Here is a 15,159-nt window from a genome sequence, read left to right as displayed (position 1 = left end):
CGGTCCGAGGGAATTTACCTGCTCTTCCTTTTCCCCTCGTCGGGCTTCCAAGGCCAGGGCGAAGAAGCCCTCAAAACGAGGGGAAACGACAACGCTAAAGAGGAGATTCCTATGAAAAACGAAATCCAACAAAAACTCGAACAAATTGCCCTTAATCGCTCCATTCCATTCTGCTACGGATGCTATAAAGAGGCTCCCACTGGCTGCTGCAAATCTTGTGGCAGTGATGATCTCATGCGCTTACTACCTGAAGTCGGCTGTGAATACGGCACCGACTGGATCATCAAGCACATTCTGAAAGCTGAGCTTGAAGCGGTCGATCTAGAAGAGACTTTCGAGCAATCTATGCGTGAGTGCTATCCTGAAGAAACCACAGTTGGTTGGATGACTTTCGATACGGTAACTCTAATGAAAGAAAACGATCCTGTGGGCTGGCGTTGTGCGCTAGGCGATTATGAATCCGTAGAGGAATCCGAAGGAAACATCCTTTCCTTCGACAATGGATCTACTTACTTCAGCATCCAAACTCTTGAAGACTTCATCGAGCAAGAAGGGGGCTAGTGGCCCTTCTACTTAAAGATCGTTGAGTAAACCAATTACTCCATCTTTGTAGCCGAGCGCGTGGGCTACTCGATCCAAAGTTAGTAGTCCAACATTCCTGTTAGCATCAAAAATTCTTCGTACCGTGGCCCTGGAAGTTTCACTTTCCCAGGCCAGCCACTCAACGGGCTTGTCTAAATCGTGCAGCTTCTTGTGAATTCGCTGTCCAATTTTTTTGAGAAGTCGAAATTCTGCGTCAGATCGGGGTGAGGTGGAATTTTTATCGCGTGGTTTCATAGACTTAGGTTATTCGTGACCTAAATCGCTGACTGGCCATATATGAGCCTTTTATATGAGGCTCATATATGATAGGTTATATCCTATTTTATTTATTCTTTCCCTATAGATGCGGCGATCCAAAAGGTCGCGTGCCTAAAAAATGGGCCGAAAGGAGCTTCGCTTGAGCAAAATGTTGCAGTTTTTAACCTTTCACGCACACACAGTTCACCAAGTTCTTGGATCAGCGCCATGCTTCTTGGGGCCTATTAAACACCTCCATGAATCTAGCTCTCACTTGCGGGCTTTCGCTTCTGTGGAGTGCCGATGAAACATGACGAAGTTGTGTCTCTTCCCAAAGCTGAATACAAAAAATTTGTTGCGGTAGTCGCGCCGAAAAAAGCGCCTGGTCTTTGGGAGATTTTAGTACAAAAATCTCTAAATCCTGCAAGATGCTTCAGATCGCAGCTGCGAAGTGCATTCTGGCGCGTGAAGATGCGAGCAAAGAAGCACTACCATCTACACTTGATGTTGCGAAATGAGGAGAAGCACTGGAGAGTCGCCGCCATTTTCCGAACTCAATCGCTTGAAGAAAAGAAACCGAAACAAGTTACGAAAATATTTGAAACGCTTCCGCGCCGACTCCGACCTCTTCAGAAGAAAATGGTTAATGCGAGCCCAGAATCCAGCTCGAAGCACAGGCGCTACCGTGGTGAGTTCATCAAAATTGTTCGCGAGCATCGTCGCGTCTCGAAAGAACAGACATGCTTTCTCTTGAACTCTCACAATGATCTATCAGTGCTTGCGCGCCGACACCCTTCTCTTTGGCTGGAATTTCCATTCACACCTGCATTCATCCAAAAATTCGAGGATAGCACTAACGATATCACCGAAGAGATCACCCAGGGTTTCCTTTTTGGTGCTGGCTTTCCCACACTAGAATTTGTCAGATGGCTTTCGGAAATCTATGGCGCTAGTGAGGAATTTGCAGAGTTCAAAGTCTGGTACGAAGAACTTGAAGTGATTAGCAAATGAATCGAAGCAACGATTTGTATTCAATAATTGAAAAAATCAATTTCCTCCTTCCTTTTAGAATGCTTAGACTGGACAATCGCTTGTTTGAGTTTCAACTCAAAATGCGGAGCCATTCTGTTCAGATTTAGATGTCTGTCTCACAAGGTTTTCGTTGACTAGATACCCTATGTAGAAGCGTAATAGTCTTTCCTCATGAAAGAGAAGAATCCCGATCAATATTCGAATGTCTTTCCAGATTGGTTCTTTCAGAAAATCTCAATAATACGTGATGGCATCTCTAAAGCTCGGTACCAGGACCGAATTTATATTGTTAATAAAAGCACTTTTAACGACGGAAACAGCTTCAAACTGTATGCTGAGGAGGCCGGAGGAAAGGATTACGTCAGCCTGAATGTATACAAAACAAGAGAAACAGTTCATGTAAAGCCGTGTGAGCAACCTATTTCGAAAAGTCTAAACTTTCTCCGTGACGCTGTTTTCCTCTAGGAACACCCACTTAAATTGCCCAATCGATATTTCAGAAGTTCATAATTTTAAAAGAAACTTTTTTTAATCTCCTGTAAGCGATCATAAATAAGAGGTGGATAGTTCGCATGATATTCACCGCACTCGGGACAAGGCTCCTGCTTTAAGTGTGCTTTGTTGTCCAATTCTTGATATGGGAAAATGCTGAATAGAAGCTCATGTTGCATCAAGGTTTTGTGAAAATTTTTGTGATAGGCCTCGATGCTGCTGTTTTTAATCTTCTCGAAAAAAAGCTCAACACTGTTCAAGATGCTCATGATTTCTTTGACCCCGTCGTACATCAGCACGTCAGCATCATTATGGATATCAACTTCGAGATTCTCTAAATCTTCGATGAAACACTTAATTGCTCGCCGTGAATGCAAAAGGATTTTCTGCGACTTGCCATCAACAATCATTTTTTGATCGTAACTAAAATTTTTAATGTTCCTCTCGACGAACAAATAAAGTTCATGAAGTTGATTTATCTCGTGCCTCAACTGCTCTTTTTTATTTTCTTTTTCGATCTGCAAGTGAAGGATTCCGTTTGCATCAATCTGCGCTTTCAAGGCTAGAAATAGAACTGCTGAGCCAAGGATTTGTACGAACGGGCTCGATATGCCTCCAATAGCGCTTCCAATGTCACCGTATCCTTTCAGGTATTGAATGGGTAGCATCGGCGCAACCATAGGAATCAGCAGGCAGAATGCGCCTCCGATGAGAATCACCCAGAAAGCGACGGTGTTAATTGGCGTGGAATTCTTAATCATACTTCAACCTTTCAAGCATTCGCTTTTCGGTATGCGCTAGGCGTTTGACCGATTTTTTTCTTAAAGAGTTTCTGAAAATGTTCATGAGCCGGATAACCAACTGCCTCACTTACCTCGGGTACTGACTTGCTGGATTCCGTAAGAAGTTGCTTCGCCTTTTCAAGACGACAATACGTTAGGTAATCAAGAGGTGTCATTCCGGACAGCTCCTTAAACTTGACGCTGTAGTTGGTGCGGGACATTCCCGCAATTTCGGCGAGTTCTTCGAGGCCCCATTTCTGCTCAAGACCTTGATGGATTGCTTCAAGCGTCTTACTGATGTGAGGATTTTCGATCAGCCGAAAGAACCCCGTTTTTTTGTTAGCCTTGTGCATGTGAATTCTTAAGGCTTGAACAAAAATGATTTCGGTCAATTTTCTCACCAGAGCATTGCTACCCGGTAAGCCAGACTTGGCTTCATGCTCGGACATACTTAAGAGCATTGCGAGCCACGGCGAATGGGCGTTCTCCACACTTTTGACATGAACGATTTGTGGCAGAGAATTGAGAAATGGATGATCGGGGCCACCATTAAAACAAAAATGCCCACAAACGAGATTCGTTTTTAGTTTGCTCTGATCACCATACTCAAGAACCTGTGCCTCAGTAAGATGACCTTTAGCTCTAAACTCAACAGCGGTCTCAGCCTTGATCTTTGGAGCACTTGTCATGGTGTGCTCCATTCCCTTAAACAAAATCAAGATGTCTCCCTGTTCTGCCAGGGCCTTGAGTTTGAGTTTCGGCACTTCGTACCAAAATTCGCCGTGAGTCACGATGTGGAACCTGGCGAAATTATCTTCCTTTGGAAGATTGATTCCCCAATCACCAGCAAACGACGTCCGATACCAGTAGCTACTAGTGAGCTGGACCTTATCTAAAATGGCACTGAGGACATCCATAAATACTCCGCAGTTGGCTTATAAGTCATATTATCCGAACTATCGAGCATATTATTCCACCCTTTTATGCCTTAAAGTCAATTCTATAAGTTGAGAGCTGAAAATGAAGGAGGCTATATGAAACTGAATTATGTGATCGTTGCTGGAGGATGCTTCTGGGGTCTTGAGGAACTTCTGAAAAGTTTAGACGGCGTAACAGCGACCAGAGTTGGATATAGCGGCGGAGATTTTGACGATCCACAGTATGCCGATGTTAGAACAGGCGCTACCGGTCACGCTGAGGCGGTCCGCGTGGAATACGACGAAGACGAGATCTCTCTTAAAGAGATACTCCATTACTTCTTTAAGATTCACGATCCGACCACGAAGAACCGTCAAGGTAACGACATAGGAACCCAGTATCGCTCTGCGGTGTTCTACCGGGACGATGCTCAAAAATCGGTTATTGAAGACGTTATTGAGGAAGTGGACGAATTAGGTCGCTTCGAGAACCCTGTGGTTACGAACGTGGCGAGGGAATCAGGCTTCTACGATGCCGAAGAATACCACCAAAACTATTTGCAGAAGCACCCGAACGGTTACTCCTGCCACTTTGAAAGAGACTAAACAATGAACCTAACTAATGAGGGAAAAGAGATGAAAGAGCTGAAGGATGTCGTGATCTACACGAAGGACCATTGTCCGTTTTGTACGCGAGTGAAGAACTATCTAACTGCTGAGAAGGTCGACTTCAAACAAGTGCGTCTGGACGATGACCCGAAAATTTATATGGAGCTGAAGGAAAAAACAAATCATCAAACCGTTCCCCAAATCTTTGTGAATGGGAAATTTATCGGCGGAGCTACTGACTTCTTCTCGTGGATTGAGGGCTAATAGAAGTCTGGAAACTAAAGGAAATCAAAGGAGTAATCTATGTTCACCTGGAAAAGTATCACTAATCATCTCGACAACGGCACTCCCGCGCCACCAAGACGAGTCGAAAAAAGCGAAGATGAATGGAAGAAGGTCCTCACGCCGGCGCAATTTCACGTCATGCGAAAAAAGGGCACGGAGCGGCCTCACACGGGTGAACTGTGTTCCTTTTATGAAGCCGGAAGGTATGCGTGTGCGGGTTGCGATACCGAACTTTTTGACTCGAATCTAAAATTTGATTCGGGAACCGGGTGGCCAAGTTTCTCCGAGCCTGTCGAGGACAATGTCATTCAATACGAATTGGACATGACCTACGGACGTCGAATCGAAGTTCTTTGTAACGTATGCGACGCTCACTTGGGTCACGTATTCCCGGATGGGCCAGAACCTAGCGGAGTCCGATTCTGCATCAATTCGGAGTCGTTGAAGTTCGTCGAATAATCTTTTAAGTGGAGGAATTTATGAAACTGAATTTTTTAATGGTATTTGCCGTGACAGCGGTTGTCTTAGCCCAACTCGCTCTAGCATGGGACGGAGAGGATTCAAAATCGAAGGCCCGGGAAGATCTTAAGAAGACGCTAACTCCCATGCAATATCACGTCACGCAAGAATCTGGAACCGAGCGGCCGTTCAACAATGAGCATTGGGACAATAAAGCGGAAGGAATCTACGTTGATGTGGTTTCCGGCGAACCTCTCTTTAGCTCTCTCGACAAATACGATTCAGGCACGGGATGGCCGAGTTTTTCCCAGCCCATTGTGAAAGAGAATTTAGTAGAGAAATCAGACCGTCAGTTCGGCATAACGCGCACTGAAGTTCGAAGCAAACACGGCAACTCGCACTTGGGCCATGTCTTCAACGACGGCCCCACATCAACTGGCCTTCGCTATTGCATGAACTCAGCCTCGCTTCGCTTTGTTCCAAAGGCGAAGCTCGAAGCGGAGGGTTATGGCGAATACGCCAAGCTCTTTGAAAGGAAAAAAGGAACAGGACGTGTCGATTAAGCTGTTCGGACATAAAGAATGCCATAAAACCCAGCTTTATCGCTCTCACTTAGAGAAGAAAGGGGTCCAATTCGTTTTTCTGGATGTTCATGAAGACGATGCGGCTGCGAACGAATTGAGATCACTTTACACGACCGCAAAATTGAACTTTCCAACCATTTTGATTGGGACCAAAAAGCTAAGAAATCCGAAGCTCGAAGATCTTGACAAGTGGTTGGAATCTTTGATGAAATAGCGAAATTTATTTGAATAGAGTTTATAAGGACTAGAACAATGGTTATTGCGATTTTCCGCAGCCGTGTGGCGGAACAACACATAGAAGAATTTGAAAGACGATACTCCGAAATGTCCGCTCTCGTGGCGGCGATTCCGGGATACGGCAAGCACGAAAGGTTTACCTCCGCCAATGGCGAAGATGTGCTGGTGGTCGAATTTCTGACTCGCGAGGCTTTCGAAGCATGGGACAAGCATCCTGAGCACAAAAAAGCGAAGATGCTTGGCAAAGAATATATTTTTGAATCTTACGACGTGAAGGTCGGAGAAGTTTTTGAGCGGCACACAAAGCCCGAGAGGAAATTATGAAAACAAGAACCGCATATGTCATTGGAGGAGCACGAGTTCCTTTTATGAAATCAATGACAGATTACAAAGATGTCACGACATCGGACCTGATGATAGCGAGCCTTAAGAGCTTGGTGGACAAATATAACTTGGCGGGAAAAACCGTCGGCGATGTTGCCCTTGGCGCTGTCATGCATAGTTCGGCGAACTGGAACTTTGCCCGCGAAGTTGTGCAGTCCTCAGGCCTTCATCCCAATACTCCGGCTTACAACGTCCAGCGGGCTTGCGGCACCAGTTTGGAAAATACCATCCAGATTGCTCATAAGATTTCAAGTTACCAAATAGAAAGTGGCATCGCAGGTGGTGTCGACAGCAACAGCGATTTGCCAATCATGATAAGTCGTGGTCTTTCGAAGAAATTGATCGCATTGAACTCGGCTCGAAAACTCGCCGACAAGATCAAGGTTATATTGGATTTCAAACCAAACGATTTTAAACCCGTACTACCAGCTGTCGTGGAACCTCGCACTGGCAAGTCGATGGGAGAGCACTGCGAACTCATGGTGAAGGAGTGGAAAATTTCTCGCCAAGAGCAAGATGAATTGGCTTTGGCGAGCCACCGAAATGCGGCTCAAGCCTACAAAGAAGGCTTCTACGACGATTTGGTTTTTCCTTTTCTTGGCAAAAACACCGATGGGATTTTGCGTGGAGACACGACGCTCGAAAGACTTTCCAAGTTGAGGCCAGTCTTTGACAGATCAGAAAAAGGCACGCTAACCGCGGGCAATTCTAGTGCCCTGACCGATGGCTCGTCTACCGTCCTCCTGGCTTCAGAAGAAGAGGCGAAGAAGAACAATTGGCCACTATTGGCAAAGATTGTGGACTCGCACACGTCGGCGGTTGATTACGTCTCTGGTGAAGGTTTGCTCATGGCTCCGACCGTTGCGGTCAGCGAAGTGTTGAAGCGGAACAATCTGAAACTTCAAGATTTCGATTTTTACGAAATCCATGAAGCGTTTGCCGGACAAGTTCTTTGCACAATGAAGGCTTGGGAGTCTCGAGAGTATTGTAAAACGCGGCTCGGTCGCTCCGAGCCTCTCGGAGAAATTGAACGCTCGAAACTGAATGTGCGAGGGAGTAGTGTCGCGCTAGGACATCCCTTTGCCGCGACTGGAGCTAAAATTGTCGCGGTACTGGCGAAAATCCTGCACAAAGCCGGACCTGGCAAACGTGGTCTCATTGTCGTCTGCACTGCTGGCGGCATGGGAGTGGCCACAATTCTCGAAAGTTAGGAGGAAAATATGTTGGAACAACGACTGAATAAAGAAGACGTCCTTGAGAACTATAGTTTTGCGACTCCAGAGGCGATTGAGGAGGCCGTTAAAGCAGGAAAGCTAAATCAAACGGTTTTCGCGATGGGTTGCTTCTGGGGGCCTGATGCTAACTTTGGCGGAATGACCGGGGTCGTCCAAACGCGCGTAGGTTATGCGGGTGCTTCCACTCTGGAGCCGAGCTACCGCGATATTAAAGGCCATGCGAAGTTAAAGGGGTGATTTATGACAAAAACCAAATCAGCCACAGAGAATTGGTTGGCAACTTTCAATCGTGGTTTGTTCCCGGTAAAAAGCAGGGTCAGTATCGCCCGATCCTGTTCGTGTTTGATCAGGAACAGAAGCAAGTAGCTGAGGAGTTGACTCAAGCACTGGGCAAAGAAAACGCGCCGGAAGTGATCGAGGCAGGAAATCAAAAGGCCTACTTTTGGGCTGCGGAAGATTACCACCAAAAATATCGACTTCGCCGAAATGAAAAATTAGTGAGTTTGGCGGAATTAGATTTTGGTTCGAGGTGGGATGAGCATTTGTATTTTACTAAACTTAATAGCGACGCCAAAAAAGGATTCAGCGTTTCGCAGTGGCTCAAAAAACTGCCGCAAGAAGCGCAGAAGGCATACAGGGTCGGATAAATTTAGCAATCTAAACGCGAACGATATTCTCACTGAAGTCTCGCCAGAATGAAAAATCGAGAGAATGAACATCTACACCAATACGGATTTCGCAGGTGAGCGAAAATCAAAATTCAGGTTCGATTGAGATTTTTTCGATATTGGATAGTTAAGGAATATAAATGAAAAATTACGACGTTGTAATCATAGGAGCAGGAACCGCTGGATTGTCTGCGAGAAAAGTTGTCTCTAAATATACGCAGAGCTATGTCATCATTGATGACGGAATTTTAGGGACGACCTGCGCTCGTGTAGGCTGCATGCCTTCAAAAGCATTTATTCAGATAGCTAACGATTTTCATCGACGAAATTCGTTTCAGGAAACTGGTATAGACGGATCTGAGCTTTTAAAAATTGATTCCGAAAAAGTCATGTCCCACACGCGAAAACTCCGAGACCGATTCGTCAGGTCTGTGCTTGGTGGAATGGAAGAGTGGAAAAATGAGCATTTTATTGCAAAAAGAGCCCGGTTTGTAAATAAGAACGTCGTTGATCTTGGAGACGAAAAAATCAGTGGAAAGAAAATAATTATCGCGACAGGATCAAGTCCGGTCATACCGAAACCATGGCTGGCGTTTTCAGATTTTTTCATCGATACGAACTCGTTCTTTGAACTTCGTAAAGTACCTCAATCTATTGGGGTCATCGGCTTGGGGGTTATCGGCATTGAGCTTGGCCAGGCGTTGCACCGCCTAGGCATTGATGTGGTTGGAATTTCTCAAGGCCGAACAATTGCAGGTCTGAGCGATCCAAAGCTGATTGAATATACGTCTGAAAAATTGTCGCAAGAGATGAGTCTTGATTTTTCCGGCGTGCAGACTCTTTCCAGAAAGGATGATAAGCTCTCCATCCAGACTGCGGACAAAGAATATCTTGTCGAAAAGGCACTGATTTCGGTAGGCAGACAACCTAATCTATCGAATCTTGGCATCGAAAACCTCGGGCTCAGTCTCGATGAGCGCGGAATTCCCTACTTTAACGCAAAGAGCTGCCAGTTGCGTGATGCACAGAACATCTTCATCGCGGGCGATGTCGATGGAGTAAAAGCAATTCTGCATGAGTCTGCTGATGATGGCGCGATAGCAGGCTATAACGCCTGTCACGAGAAGGCGGAAGAGTACGAAAGACGAACTTGGCTAGGAATCACCTTCTCTTCCCCGAATATCGCGACGGTCGGCAAACGCTACAGCGATCTCGTGAAGGAAAAAATAGATTTTGAATATGGAGAAGTTAGCTTCGAAGGCCAGGGTCGATCAATCGTGATGTTGAGTGAAAAAGGCCACCTGAGAGTTTATGGTGATAAGAGAAATAATCGCCTCCTAGGAGCTGAACTTTTCGCTCCATCAGGTGAACACATCGCGCACTCCCTTGCATGGGTGATCTCTCAAAAAATGACAGTAGGAGAAGTGCTTCAGCTGCCATTCTATCATCCTGTTGTTGAAGAGGGCTTGAGAACGGCGCTCAGGGATCTCGCAAAGAAGTTGCCGGAGGTCAGGTCACCTTTGGAAATCGCTGTCTGCCAAGAGCACGACACGTCGATGTGTGAATAGTGGAGACAGCGGTCACATGAAGATAGCCATTGCCTCAGATCATGCTGGCTTCAAATACAAAGAGCTCGTGAAAAAATATCTATCGTCTAAGCAGATTGAGTTTGAGGACTTTGGAACGAGTGATGAGCAGCTTTGTGATTATCCCGACTACATTGCTCCGGCCGCAAGAGCCCTTCAAGAGCGGAAGGTTGATCGGCTGATTGTTCTGGGCGGCTCGGGCAACGGCGAGGCCATCGTCGCCAATCGATTCAGGGGCGTCCGATGCTGTCTCTGCCTAAACGTCGAAATGGCAAGACTTGCTCGGATGCACAATGATTCAAACGCAATATCAATTGGCCAGCGCCTCATCGGTGAGGATCAGCTTTTAACAATCGTAGACACCTGGATTGATACTAATTTCGAGGGAGGACGCCACGCCCGTCGAATCGCAAAAATAGATTCTTCAGCCCTACAAAGCTCTACAAATTCGATAGCATCTTCGCTCGCGAAAACTCGCAATTGATTACATAATAGCGACGTATAGAACCCGGCGCGCAGTCATCATGAATCACTCTGGGTACATTCCTATTTTTCTGTATCAACCCGAAATAACATTCTTTGAGGTCTACTCGTCAGGAGCGTTCGCGATGTCTCGGCGTGCATATCTCTCTACTACGATTTGCAGAGATCAATACGATTTTCTGTAGGACGTCCAAGTTTTCGTAGATTTTCTAAGTCCATAAAATTCTGTAAGATTCGCCGATTGCCCTGCAAAAATCTGGAACTACAACTCGAATTTTGCAGAATAACTAACGCCCCTAGAGCGGAAAATAGTTCTGCAATTACAGGCAGTTAAGTTTTGTTCCTTGCAGGTATTCTGGTATGGCCCACTCATTGAAATACGCACACCTCGAAAGTCGTTGATTGGCAACGGCTGAAACAAAAATCACTAAGAGGTGTGAAATGAAAAAAGCAATCGTTACGTTTTTAATGTTGTTGAGTGTGAGCCTTGTGGCTTGCTCAGAAAAATCAAGTGGACATTCGCAGTCTGCAAATACGGGTAAGCCGACGCCAGTTCCGAATCGTCAGCCAGACTATGTTCCGCAGGATAAATTCGATTTCAATAAATTGATGTATGCCGAACAAGGAACTTGTCGAGGAAAATCTGGCGTCTACTTCAAGTATCTTTTGATCGAAGATACGCTGGTTGGAAAATCAGAAAGAGGAAATGACCTCTTGGCCGAGGTACGGGTTGTACTTACTCCGGATCGCAAGTTCGTCGCGCAATATGAAGAAAAGGAAATCGAGAGCTACACCGCAAACGGCTACACGCATAAACGCAATAAAGAGAGGGTTGTTTCTGGTTATTGGACCATCGACAACCAAACCCTTGTGTTGGGTGATCTCCTGAAGATAAATGCTCGCATGGAAGAAGGCCGCGTGAAAGCAACCGCAAACTTTCTCCGCGATGTCGTTACTTGCGGTGTTGCTGGAATGACGGCAAAGGGTGCAATGGTTTGGTCTACTTCGCCAGGAACAAAATCTTATCGTGAAGTTTGCCCGACAACGGAAAGTCAGCTTGGAAATTTCTCGGCGTGACCTGGCCGGCTTAACCCGGTCCAGATTCAATGTTAATCTCGGACCAGAAAGTCGGAGATTCAGATGCCTAGAAAAAGATATTCAGCCGAAGAGATTATTCAGCACCTCAGAACTGTCGAGCTCGAACAAGGTCGTGGCGCAACTCTCGAAGAGGCCGCGAAAAAAATCGGCGTGACCTCGCAAACCGTGATTCGTTGGAAAAACGAATTCGGCGGTTTGAAAGTCGATCAAGCTAAGCGGCTCAAAGAACTCGAGCAGGAAAATGCTCGGCTCAAAAAGATCGTCGCAAATCAGGCGTTGGAAAACTCCATGCTAAAAGAAGTCGCTTCGGGAAACTTCTAAGCCCCGCTCGCCGTCGAGAGGCCGTGATCCATCTACAGAAGATGTTCAAGGTCTCGGAGAGAAAAGCGTGCGGCGTCGTGGGGCAAATCAGGACAACTCAACGTTACGTTCCGATTGTGGATCCAGCCAGAGTTCGAGCCCACGAGCGAATAGTGGAGCTTGCTGGAGAATACGGTCGCTACGGATACAAAACGATCACGTCGATGATGCAGCTTGAAGGGTTCGAAGTTGGCCGCGATGCTGTTCACCGGGTCTGGCGTGAAGAAGGCCTTCAGGTGCCGCAGAAGCAACCGAAGCGTGCACGACTGTGGCTCGCCGATGGCTCTTGTATCAGGCTACGACCTACTCATCGCAATCACGTATGGAGTTACGACTTTGTTTCTGAGCAAACTCACGACGGGCGAAAATTCAAAATTTTGAACATTATCGACGAGTATACGAGAGAGTGCCTTGCATCTTTCGTCGCTCGGCGTATTCGTTCGCAAGATGTGATCTTGGCTCTAGCTGATTTGTTTATAGAACATGGAATTCCCGAGCACATCAGGTCAGACAATGGCCCTGAGTTCGTGGCCAAGAAACTTTTGAGTTGGTTCAAGACGCTGAGGGTGAAGCCGCTCTTCATCGCGCCCGGATCACCTTGGGAGAACGGCTACTGCGAATCGTTCAACGGCAAAATGCGCTATCTGCTTCTCGATGGTGAAATCTTTTACTCGTTACTCGAAGTAAGGGTCGTCATCGAATCGTGGCGTCGGCATTACAACGAGGTTAGACCGCATTCGTCACTCGGAGGAAGACCACCGAAAGCACCAGAAACGCGAACGGTGAACATGAACCTTGTCAGCTAGGTTTTAACATTGTAAGTGGTAGCAAAATTCCCGGCCGGTCAAGATTCTTTTCCGTAGCGGCCATTTTGATCTTGTGGAAGACAATTTGAAAAAATCTATTGGCGCAGAAGGAGGCGATCTTGTGTCTGAGCGTGACCGCGTTCAGCGCGAGATTGTAGGAGTCGAAGGTGAAATCGAAGGAGCCATGAAGCTCATGGAACAGGTTTCCCAAAACCCCGATGTCATCAATCTTGTTCAAGAACGACTTGAGAAATTGGCAGCACAAAAGCGGCTCTTAGTATCTGACCGCGAGAATCTGTTATTAAAAATTGATGAAATCAACGATGCGAGGGCCAGCCGTTCTGTTATTGAATCCAATGCTCACGAGTTTAAGAAAGGTTGGACGAAAGCCAGCCATGCCATGAAACGCCGTCTTATCCGTCGCCTTGTGGATAGCCTCGTTTACACTCGTGAAGGGCTTTATGCCTACTATGTGACTGCCAAAGAGCGGGTCACTGTTCAGCCAATCCCACCTAAAAAAATGGCCTCGGAAGAAAACTCCGAGGCCATATCTAACAACGTCTATGCCATAAAAAAGAACCCTAAGTGTCCACCCCGCATCTCTGAGGACGGCGGTGTACTTAGGGTTGGTATTGGTGGAGATGATCGGGATCGAACCGACGACCTCTTACATGCCATGCAAGCGCTCTCCCAGCTGAGCTACATCCCCATCTTGCCTACGCTCTCCGCAGGGCTGCGGAAGTGACGGCATGCATGCAAGGTTATTTTCATCTCCCCCCTTGAAGCAAGCGCAATTTCACGTTCAAATGGCCGCCTTGGCCCACATCGATAAACGGGGGGATTATGCGCCGCTTTAGCTTGGTCTTGTTATCCACATTCACGTTCCTCGCCCTGCCGCTCGTCGCGCAAGGCAAGATGATGGAAAGCCGGCTCGGTCTCGGCTTCCGGGACTCGATGGCGATCGCGGGACTTCCCGCCTTGGCGATGAACTACTACCCGAACTCGGAATTCGGCATGACCGGCGCGCTGGGCATCGACACCGAAGAGAACAACTCCAAGTTCGGCCTGCAGCTGGGATTGCGTAAACGCATTTTCGAGGAAGATCAGCTCAACTTCTACATGGGCGGCGCGTTCACCCTGCTGACCCAAGAGGTCGCCACCGTCAAAAAATCCGGCTACGAGCTTTCCGCGCTCGTCGCGACCGAATTCTTCCTGCCCGGCCTTGAGAATTTGGGTTTCAACCTCGAAGCCGGCATCGGCGTTTCCAATGTCGACAAGGTCCGTTTCCGTACGCTCGGCCAGTCCTTCTTGGGCGCCGGCATCTTCTTTTACCTCTAAGGAGTCGCACATGAAAAAAGTCATCCACACCGCGAACGCCCCCGCCGCGATCGGTCCCTACAGCCAGGCGATCCAACTCGGAAACCTCGTGTTCTGTTCGGGACAGATCCCGCTTGATCCCGCCTCGGGCCAGACGGTCGGTGGCGACGACGTCGCCGCGCAGACCGTGCAGGTCATGAAGAACATCGAAGCCGTGCTCGCGGCCGCGAACCTGAAATTTTCGAACATCGTGAAAACGACGATCTTCATCACCGACATGAAGGATTTCCCCACGGTGAACGAAATCTACGGCAAACACTTCCCCGAAAATCCTCCGGCCCGTTCGACCGTCGCGGTCGCGGGACTTCCCAAGGGCGTGAAGGTCGAAATTGAAGTCTTGGCTGCTCAAGGCTAGTCGCTACATCGGCGTCGGCTTCATCCTCGCGGGCCTGTTCATTCTGCTGCTGGTGGAAACGCACCGCCGACTGCAGGACGAGGTCATGGCCAGTTGGGATACGGACACCGACGCCGACTGCGCCCTCGTCTTGACGGGCGGCCCCCACCGCATTCGCGAGGGCTTCGCGATGCTCGCGCGCAAACAAGTGCGTCACCTCATCATCGCGGGCGTGCACCCGACGACGGAGCTCACCGATCTGGTGACGCCCTGGGATCTCGTTTGGGGTCCCGATATGGACAAGATCGTCCTCGAAAAACGCTCCACCACGACCTACGGCAACGCCCAACAGTCGCTGCCCATCGTCGAAGGTCTAGGGTGTCGCAAACTGGAGCTGATCACCTCGCAACTGCATATGTACCGGGCCACGAAGACATTCAACAGCAGTTTCCCGGACTCGATCGCCATCACGAAACACCCCGTCCCCCCTTTGGTCCGTAATTCCAACTTCTCGGAATACTGGACCGAGGTCATGAAGACCATGTTCTACTCGGTCTGGGCTTTCTAAGCGCCCCGCAAATTCCGAAGAGA

Annotated in this window: 17 protein-coding genes, 1 tRNA gene and 1 pseudogene; 16 read left to right on the top strand and 3 right to left on the bottom strand. The window is 47.7% G+C overall.

The window, feature by feature from the left end:
• The first annotated feature begins 111 nt into the window (after positions 1–111).
• Both KF767_14595 and KF767_14590 read left to right on the top strand, forming a co-directional pair.
• Complete coding sequence (locus tag KF767_14595) at positions 112–561, top strand: hypothetical protein (GenBank protein ID MBX3019112.1); 450 nt, start codon at positions 112–114, stop codon at positions 559–561.
• 582 nt (positions 562–1,143) lie between these two features.
• The gene (locus KF767_14590) at positions 1,144–1,851 is read left to right on the top strand and encodes a hypothetical protein (GenBank protein MBX3019111.1); all 708 of its coding nucleotides are present in this window, start codon (positions 1,144–1,146) and stop codon (positions 1,849–1,851) included.
• A 533-nt stretch (positions 1,852–2,384) separates the two neighbouring features.
• On the opposite strand, the gene KF767_14585 is transcribed toward KF767_14590, so the two are convergent.
• Both KF767_14585 and KF767_14580 read right to left on the bottom strand, forming a co-directional pair.
• A complete protein-coding gene (locus KF767_14585) occupies positions 2,385–3,125 on the bottom strand; it encodes a hypothetical protein (protein ID MBX3019110.1) in 741 nt (246 codons plus the stop codon).
• Between the two features lie 11 nt (positions 3,126–3,136).
• Entirely contained in the window at positions 3,137–4,063 is a 927-nt protein-coding gene (locus KF767_14580) for an AraC family transcriptional regulator (GenBank protein ID MBX3019109.1), read from the bottom strand.
• A gap of 117 nt (positions 4,064–4,180) precedes the next feature.
• Here KF767_14580 and msrA point away from each other — a divergent pair, with 117 nt between their 5' ends.
• From msrA to KF767_14525, 11 genes and pseudogenes are all read left to right on the top strand, one after another.
• Entirely contained in the window at positions 4,181–4,669 is a 489-nt protein-coding gene (gene msrA, locus KF767_14575) for a peptide-methionine (S)-S-oxide reductase MsrA (protein ID MBX3019108.1), read from the top strand.
• A 30-nt stretch (positions 4,670–4,699) separates the two neighbouring features.
• On the top strand, positions 4,700–4,936 hold the full coding sequence (locus KF767_14570) for a glutaredoxin (GenBank protein MBX3019107.1): 237 nt from the start codon (positions 4,700–4,702) through the stop codon (positions 4,934–4,936).
• A gap of 39 nt (positions 4,937–4,975) precedes the next feature.
• The gene (gene msrB / locus KF767_14565; protein MBX3019106.1) at positions 4,976–5,416 is read left to right on the top strand and encodes a peptide-methionine (R)-S-oxide reductase MsrB; all 441 of its coding nucleotides are present in this window, start codon (positions 4,976–4,978) and stop codon (positions 5,414–5,416) included.
• Between the two features lie 20 nt (positions 5,417–5,436).
• Positions 5,437–5,979: a peptide-methionine (R)-S-oxide reductase MsrB gene (gene msrB, locus KF767_14560; protein ID MBX3019105.1), complete on the top strand. Its 543-nt coding sequence runs from the start codon at positions 5,437–5,439 to the stop codon at positions 5,977–5,979.
• A gap of 273 nt (positions 5,980–6,252) precedes the next feature.
• Positions 6,253–6,561: an antibiotic biosynthesis monooxygenase gene (locus tag KF767_14555; protein MBX3019104.1), complete on the top strand. Its 309-nt coding sequence runs from the start codon at positions 6,253–6,255 to the stop codon at positions 6,559–6,561.
• Positions 6,558–7,832: an acetyl-CoA C-acetyltransferase gene (locus tag KF767_14550; protein ID MBX3019103.1), complete on the top strand. Its 1,275-nt coding sequence runs from the start codon at positions 6,558–6,560 to the stop codon at positions 7,830–7,832. Before KF767_14555 ends, KF767_14550 begins: the two co-directional genes overlap by 4 nt.
• Positions 7,833–7,841: 9 nt before the next feature.
• Positions 7,842–8,503, top strand: a pseudogene (locus KF767_14545) (peptide-methionine (S)-S-oxide reductase).
• 161 nt (positions 8,504–8,664) lie between these two features.
• Positions 8,665–10,092: a dihydrolipoyl dehydrogenase gene (locus KF767_14540; GenBank protein MBX3019102.1), complete on the top strand. Its 1,428-nt coding sequence runs from the start codon at positions 8,665–8,667 to the stop codon at positions 10,090–10,092.
• A gap of 16 nt (positions 10,093–10,108) precedes the next feature.
• A complete protein-coding gene (rpiB, locus tag KF767_14535) occupies positions 10,109–10,594 on the top strand; it encodes a ribose 5-phosphate isomerase B (protein ID MBX3019101.1) in 486 nt (161 codons plus the stop codon).
• A gap of 440 nt (positions 10,595–11,034) precedes the next feature.
• Entirely contained in the window at positions 11,035–11,670 is a 636-nt protein-coding gene (locus KF767_14530; protein ID MBX3019100.1) for a hypothetical protein, read from the top strand.
• Between the two features lie 63 nt (positions 11,671–11,733).
• Positions 11,734–12,857 (top strand): IS3 family transposase gene (locus KF767_14525; GenBank protein ID MBX3019099.1). Its coding sequence is split into 2 segments (ribosomal slippage): positions 11,734–11,998 and positions 11,998–12,857, totalling 1,125 coding nucleotides; the frame shifts between segments, so codons are not numbered across the junction.
• A 633-nt stretch (positions 12,858–13,490) separates the two neighbouring features.
• Here the strand turns inward: KF767_14525 and KF767_14520 are convergent.
• Positions 13,491–13,566 (bottom strand) — tRNA-Ala (locus tag KF767_14520).
• Between the two features lie 134 nt (positions 13,567–13,700).
• On the opposite strand from KF767_14520, the gene KF767_14515 reads away from it, so the two are divergent.
• From KF767_14515 to KF767_14505, 3 genes are read left to right on the top strand one after another with little or no spacing between them, the layout of a single operon-like run.
• On the top strand, positions 13,701–14,195 hold the full coding sequence (locus KF767_14515) for an organic solvent tolerance protein (GenBank protein ID MBX3019098.1): 495 nt from the start codon (positions 13,701–13,703) through the stop codon (positions 14,193–14,195).
• Between the two features lie 10 nt (positions 14,196–14,205).
• Positions 14,206–14,589 carry a RidA family protein gene (locus KF767_14510; GenBank protein ID MBX3019097.1) on the top strand — a complete coding sequence of 128 codons (384 nt, stop codon included), beginning with the start codon at positions 14,206–14,208 and terminating at the stop codon, positions 14,587–14,589.
• The gene (locus KF767_14505; GenBank protein MBX3019096.1) at positions 14,564–15,136 is read left to right on the top strand and encodes a YdcF family protein; all 573 of its coding nucleotides are present in this window, start codon (positions 14,564–14,566) and stop codon (positions 15,134–15,136) included. The genes KF767_14510 and KF767_14505 overlap by 26 nt, the downstream gene beginning before the upstream one ends.
• Positions 15,137–15,159 lie beyond the last annotated feature (23 nt).

The sequence above is a fragment of the Pseudobdellovibrionaceae bacterium genome, from assembly GCA_019637875.1.
Classification (GTDB): domain Bacteria; phylum Bdellovibrionota; class Bdellovibrionia; order Bdellovibrionales; family Bdellovibrionaceae; genus JAHBUW01.
This window is presented reverse-complemented; position numbering and strand designations above follow the sequence as displayed.

Coding starts and splice junctions, on each gene's coding strand:
- msrB (MBX3019106.1), top strand. CDS start 4,976: ATGTTCACCTGGAAAAGTATCACTAATCATCTCGACAACGGCACTCCC.
- KF767_14585 (MBX3019110.1), bottom strand. CDS start 3,125: ATGATTAAGAATTCCACGCCAATTAACACCGTCGCTTTCTGGGTGATT.
- KF767_14555 (MBX3019104.1), top strand. CDS start 6,253: ATGGTTATTGCGATTTTCCGCAGCCGTGTGGCGGAACAACACATAGAA.
- KF767_14550 (MBX3019103.1), top strand. CDS start 6,558: ATGAAAACAAGAACCGCATATGTCATTGGAGGAGCACGAGTTCCTTTT.
- KF767_14515 (MBX3019098.1), top strand. CDS start 13,701: ATGCGCCGCTTTAGCTTGGTCTTGTTATCCACATTCACGTTCCTCGCC.
- KF767_14540 (MBX3019102.1), top strand. CDS start 8,665: ATGAAAAATTACGACGTTGTAATCATAGGAGCAGGAACCGCTGGATTG.
- KF767_14590 (MBX3019111.1), top strand. CDS start 1,144: ATGAAACATGACGAAGTTGTGTCTCTTCCCAAAGCTGAATACAAAAAA.
- KF767_14530 (MBX3019100.1), top strand. CDS start 11,035: ATGAAAAAAGCAATCGTTACGTTTTTAATGTTGTTGAGTGTGAGCCTT.
- msrB (MBX3019105.1), top strand. CDS start 5,437: ATGAAACTGAATTTTTTAATGGTATTTGCCGTGACAGCGGTTGTCTTA.
- KF767_14570 (MBX3019107.1), top strand. CDS start 4,700: ATGAAAGAGCTGAAGGATGTCGTGATCTACACGAAGGACCATTGTCCG.
- rpiB (MBX3019101.1), top strand. CDS start 10,109: ATGAAGATAGCCATTGCCTCAGATCATGCTGGCTTCAAATACAAAGAG.
- msrA (MBX3019108.1), top strand. CDS start 4,181: ATGAAACTGAATTATGTGATCGTTGCTGGAGGATGCTTCTGGGGTCTT.
- KF767_14595 (MBX3019112.1), top strand. CDS start 112: ATGAAAAACGAAATCCAACAAAAACTCGAACAAATTGCCCTTAATCGC.
- KF767_14510 (MBX3019097.1), top strand. CDS start 14,206: ATGAAAAAAGTCATCCACACCGCGAACGCCCCCGCCGCGATCGGTCCC.
- KF767_14580 (MBX3019109.1), bottom strand. CDS start 4,063: ATGGATGTCCTCAGTGCCATTTTAGATAAGGTCCAGCTCACTAGTAGC.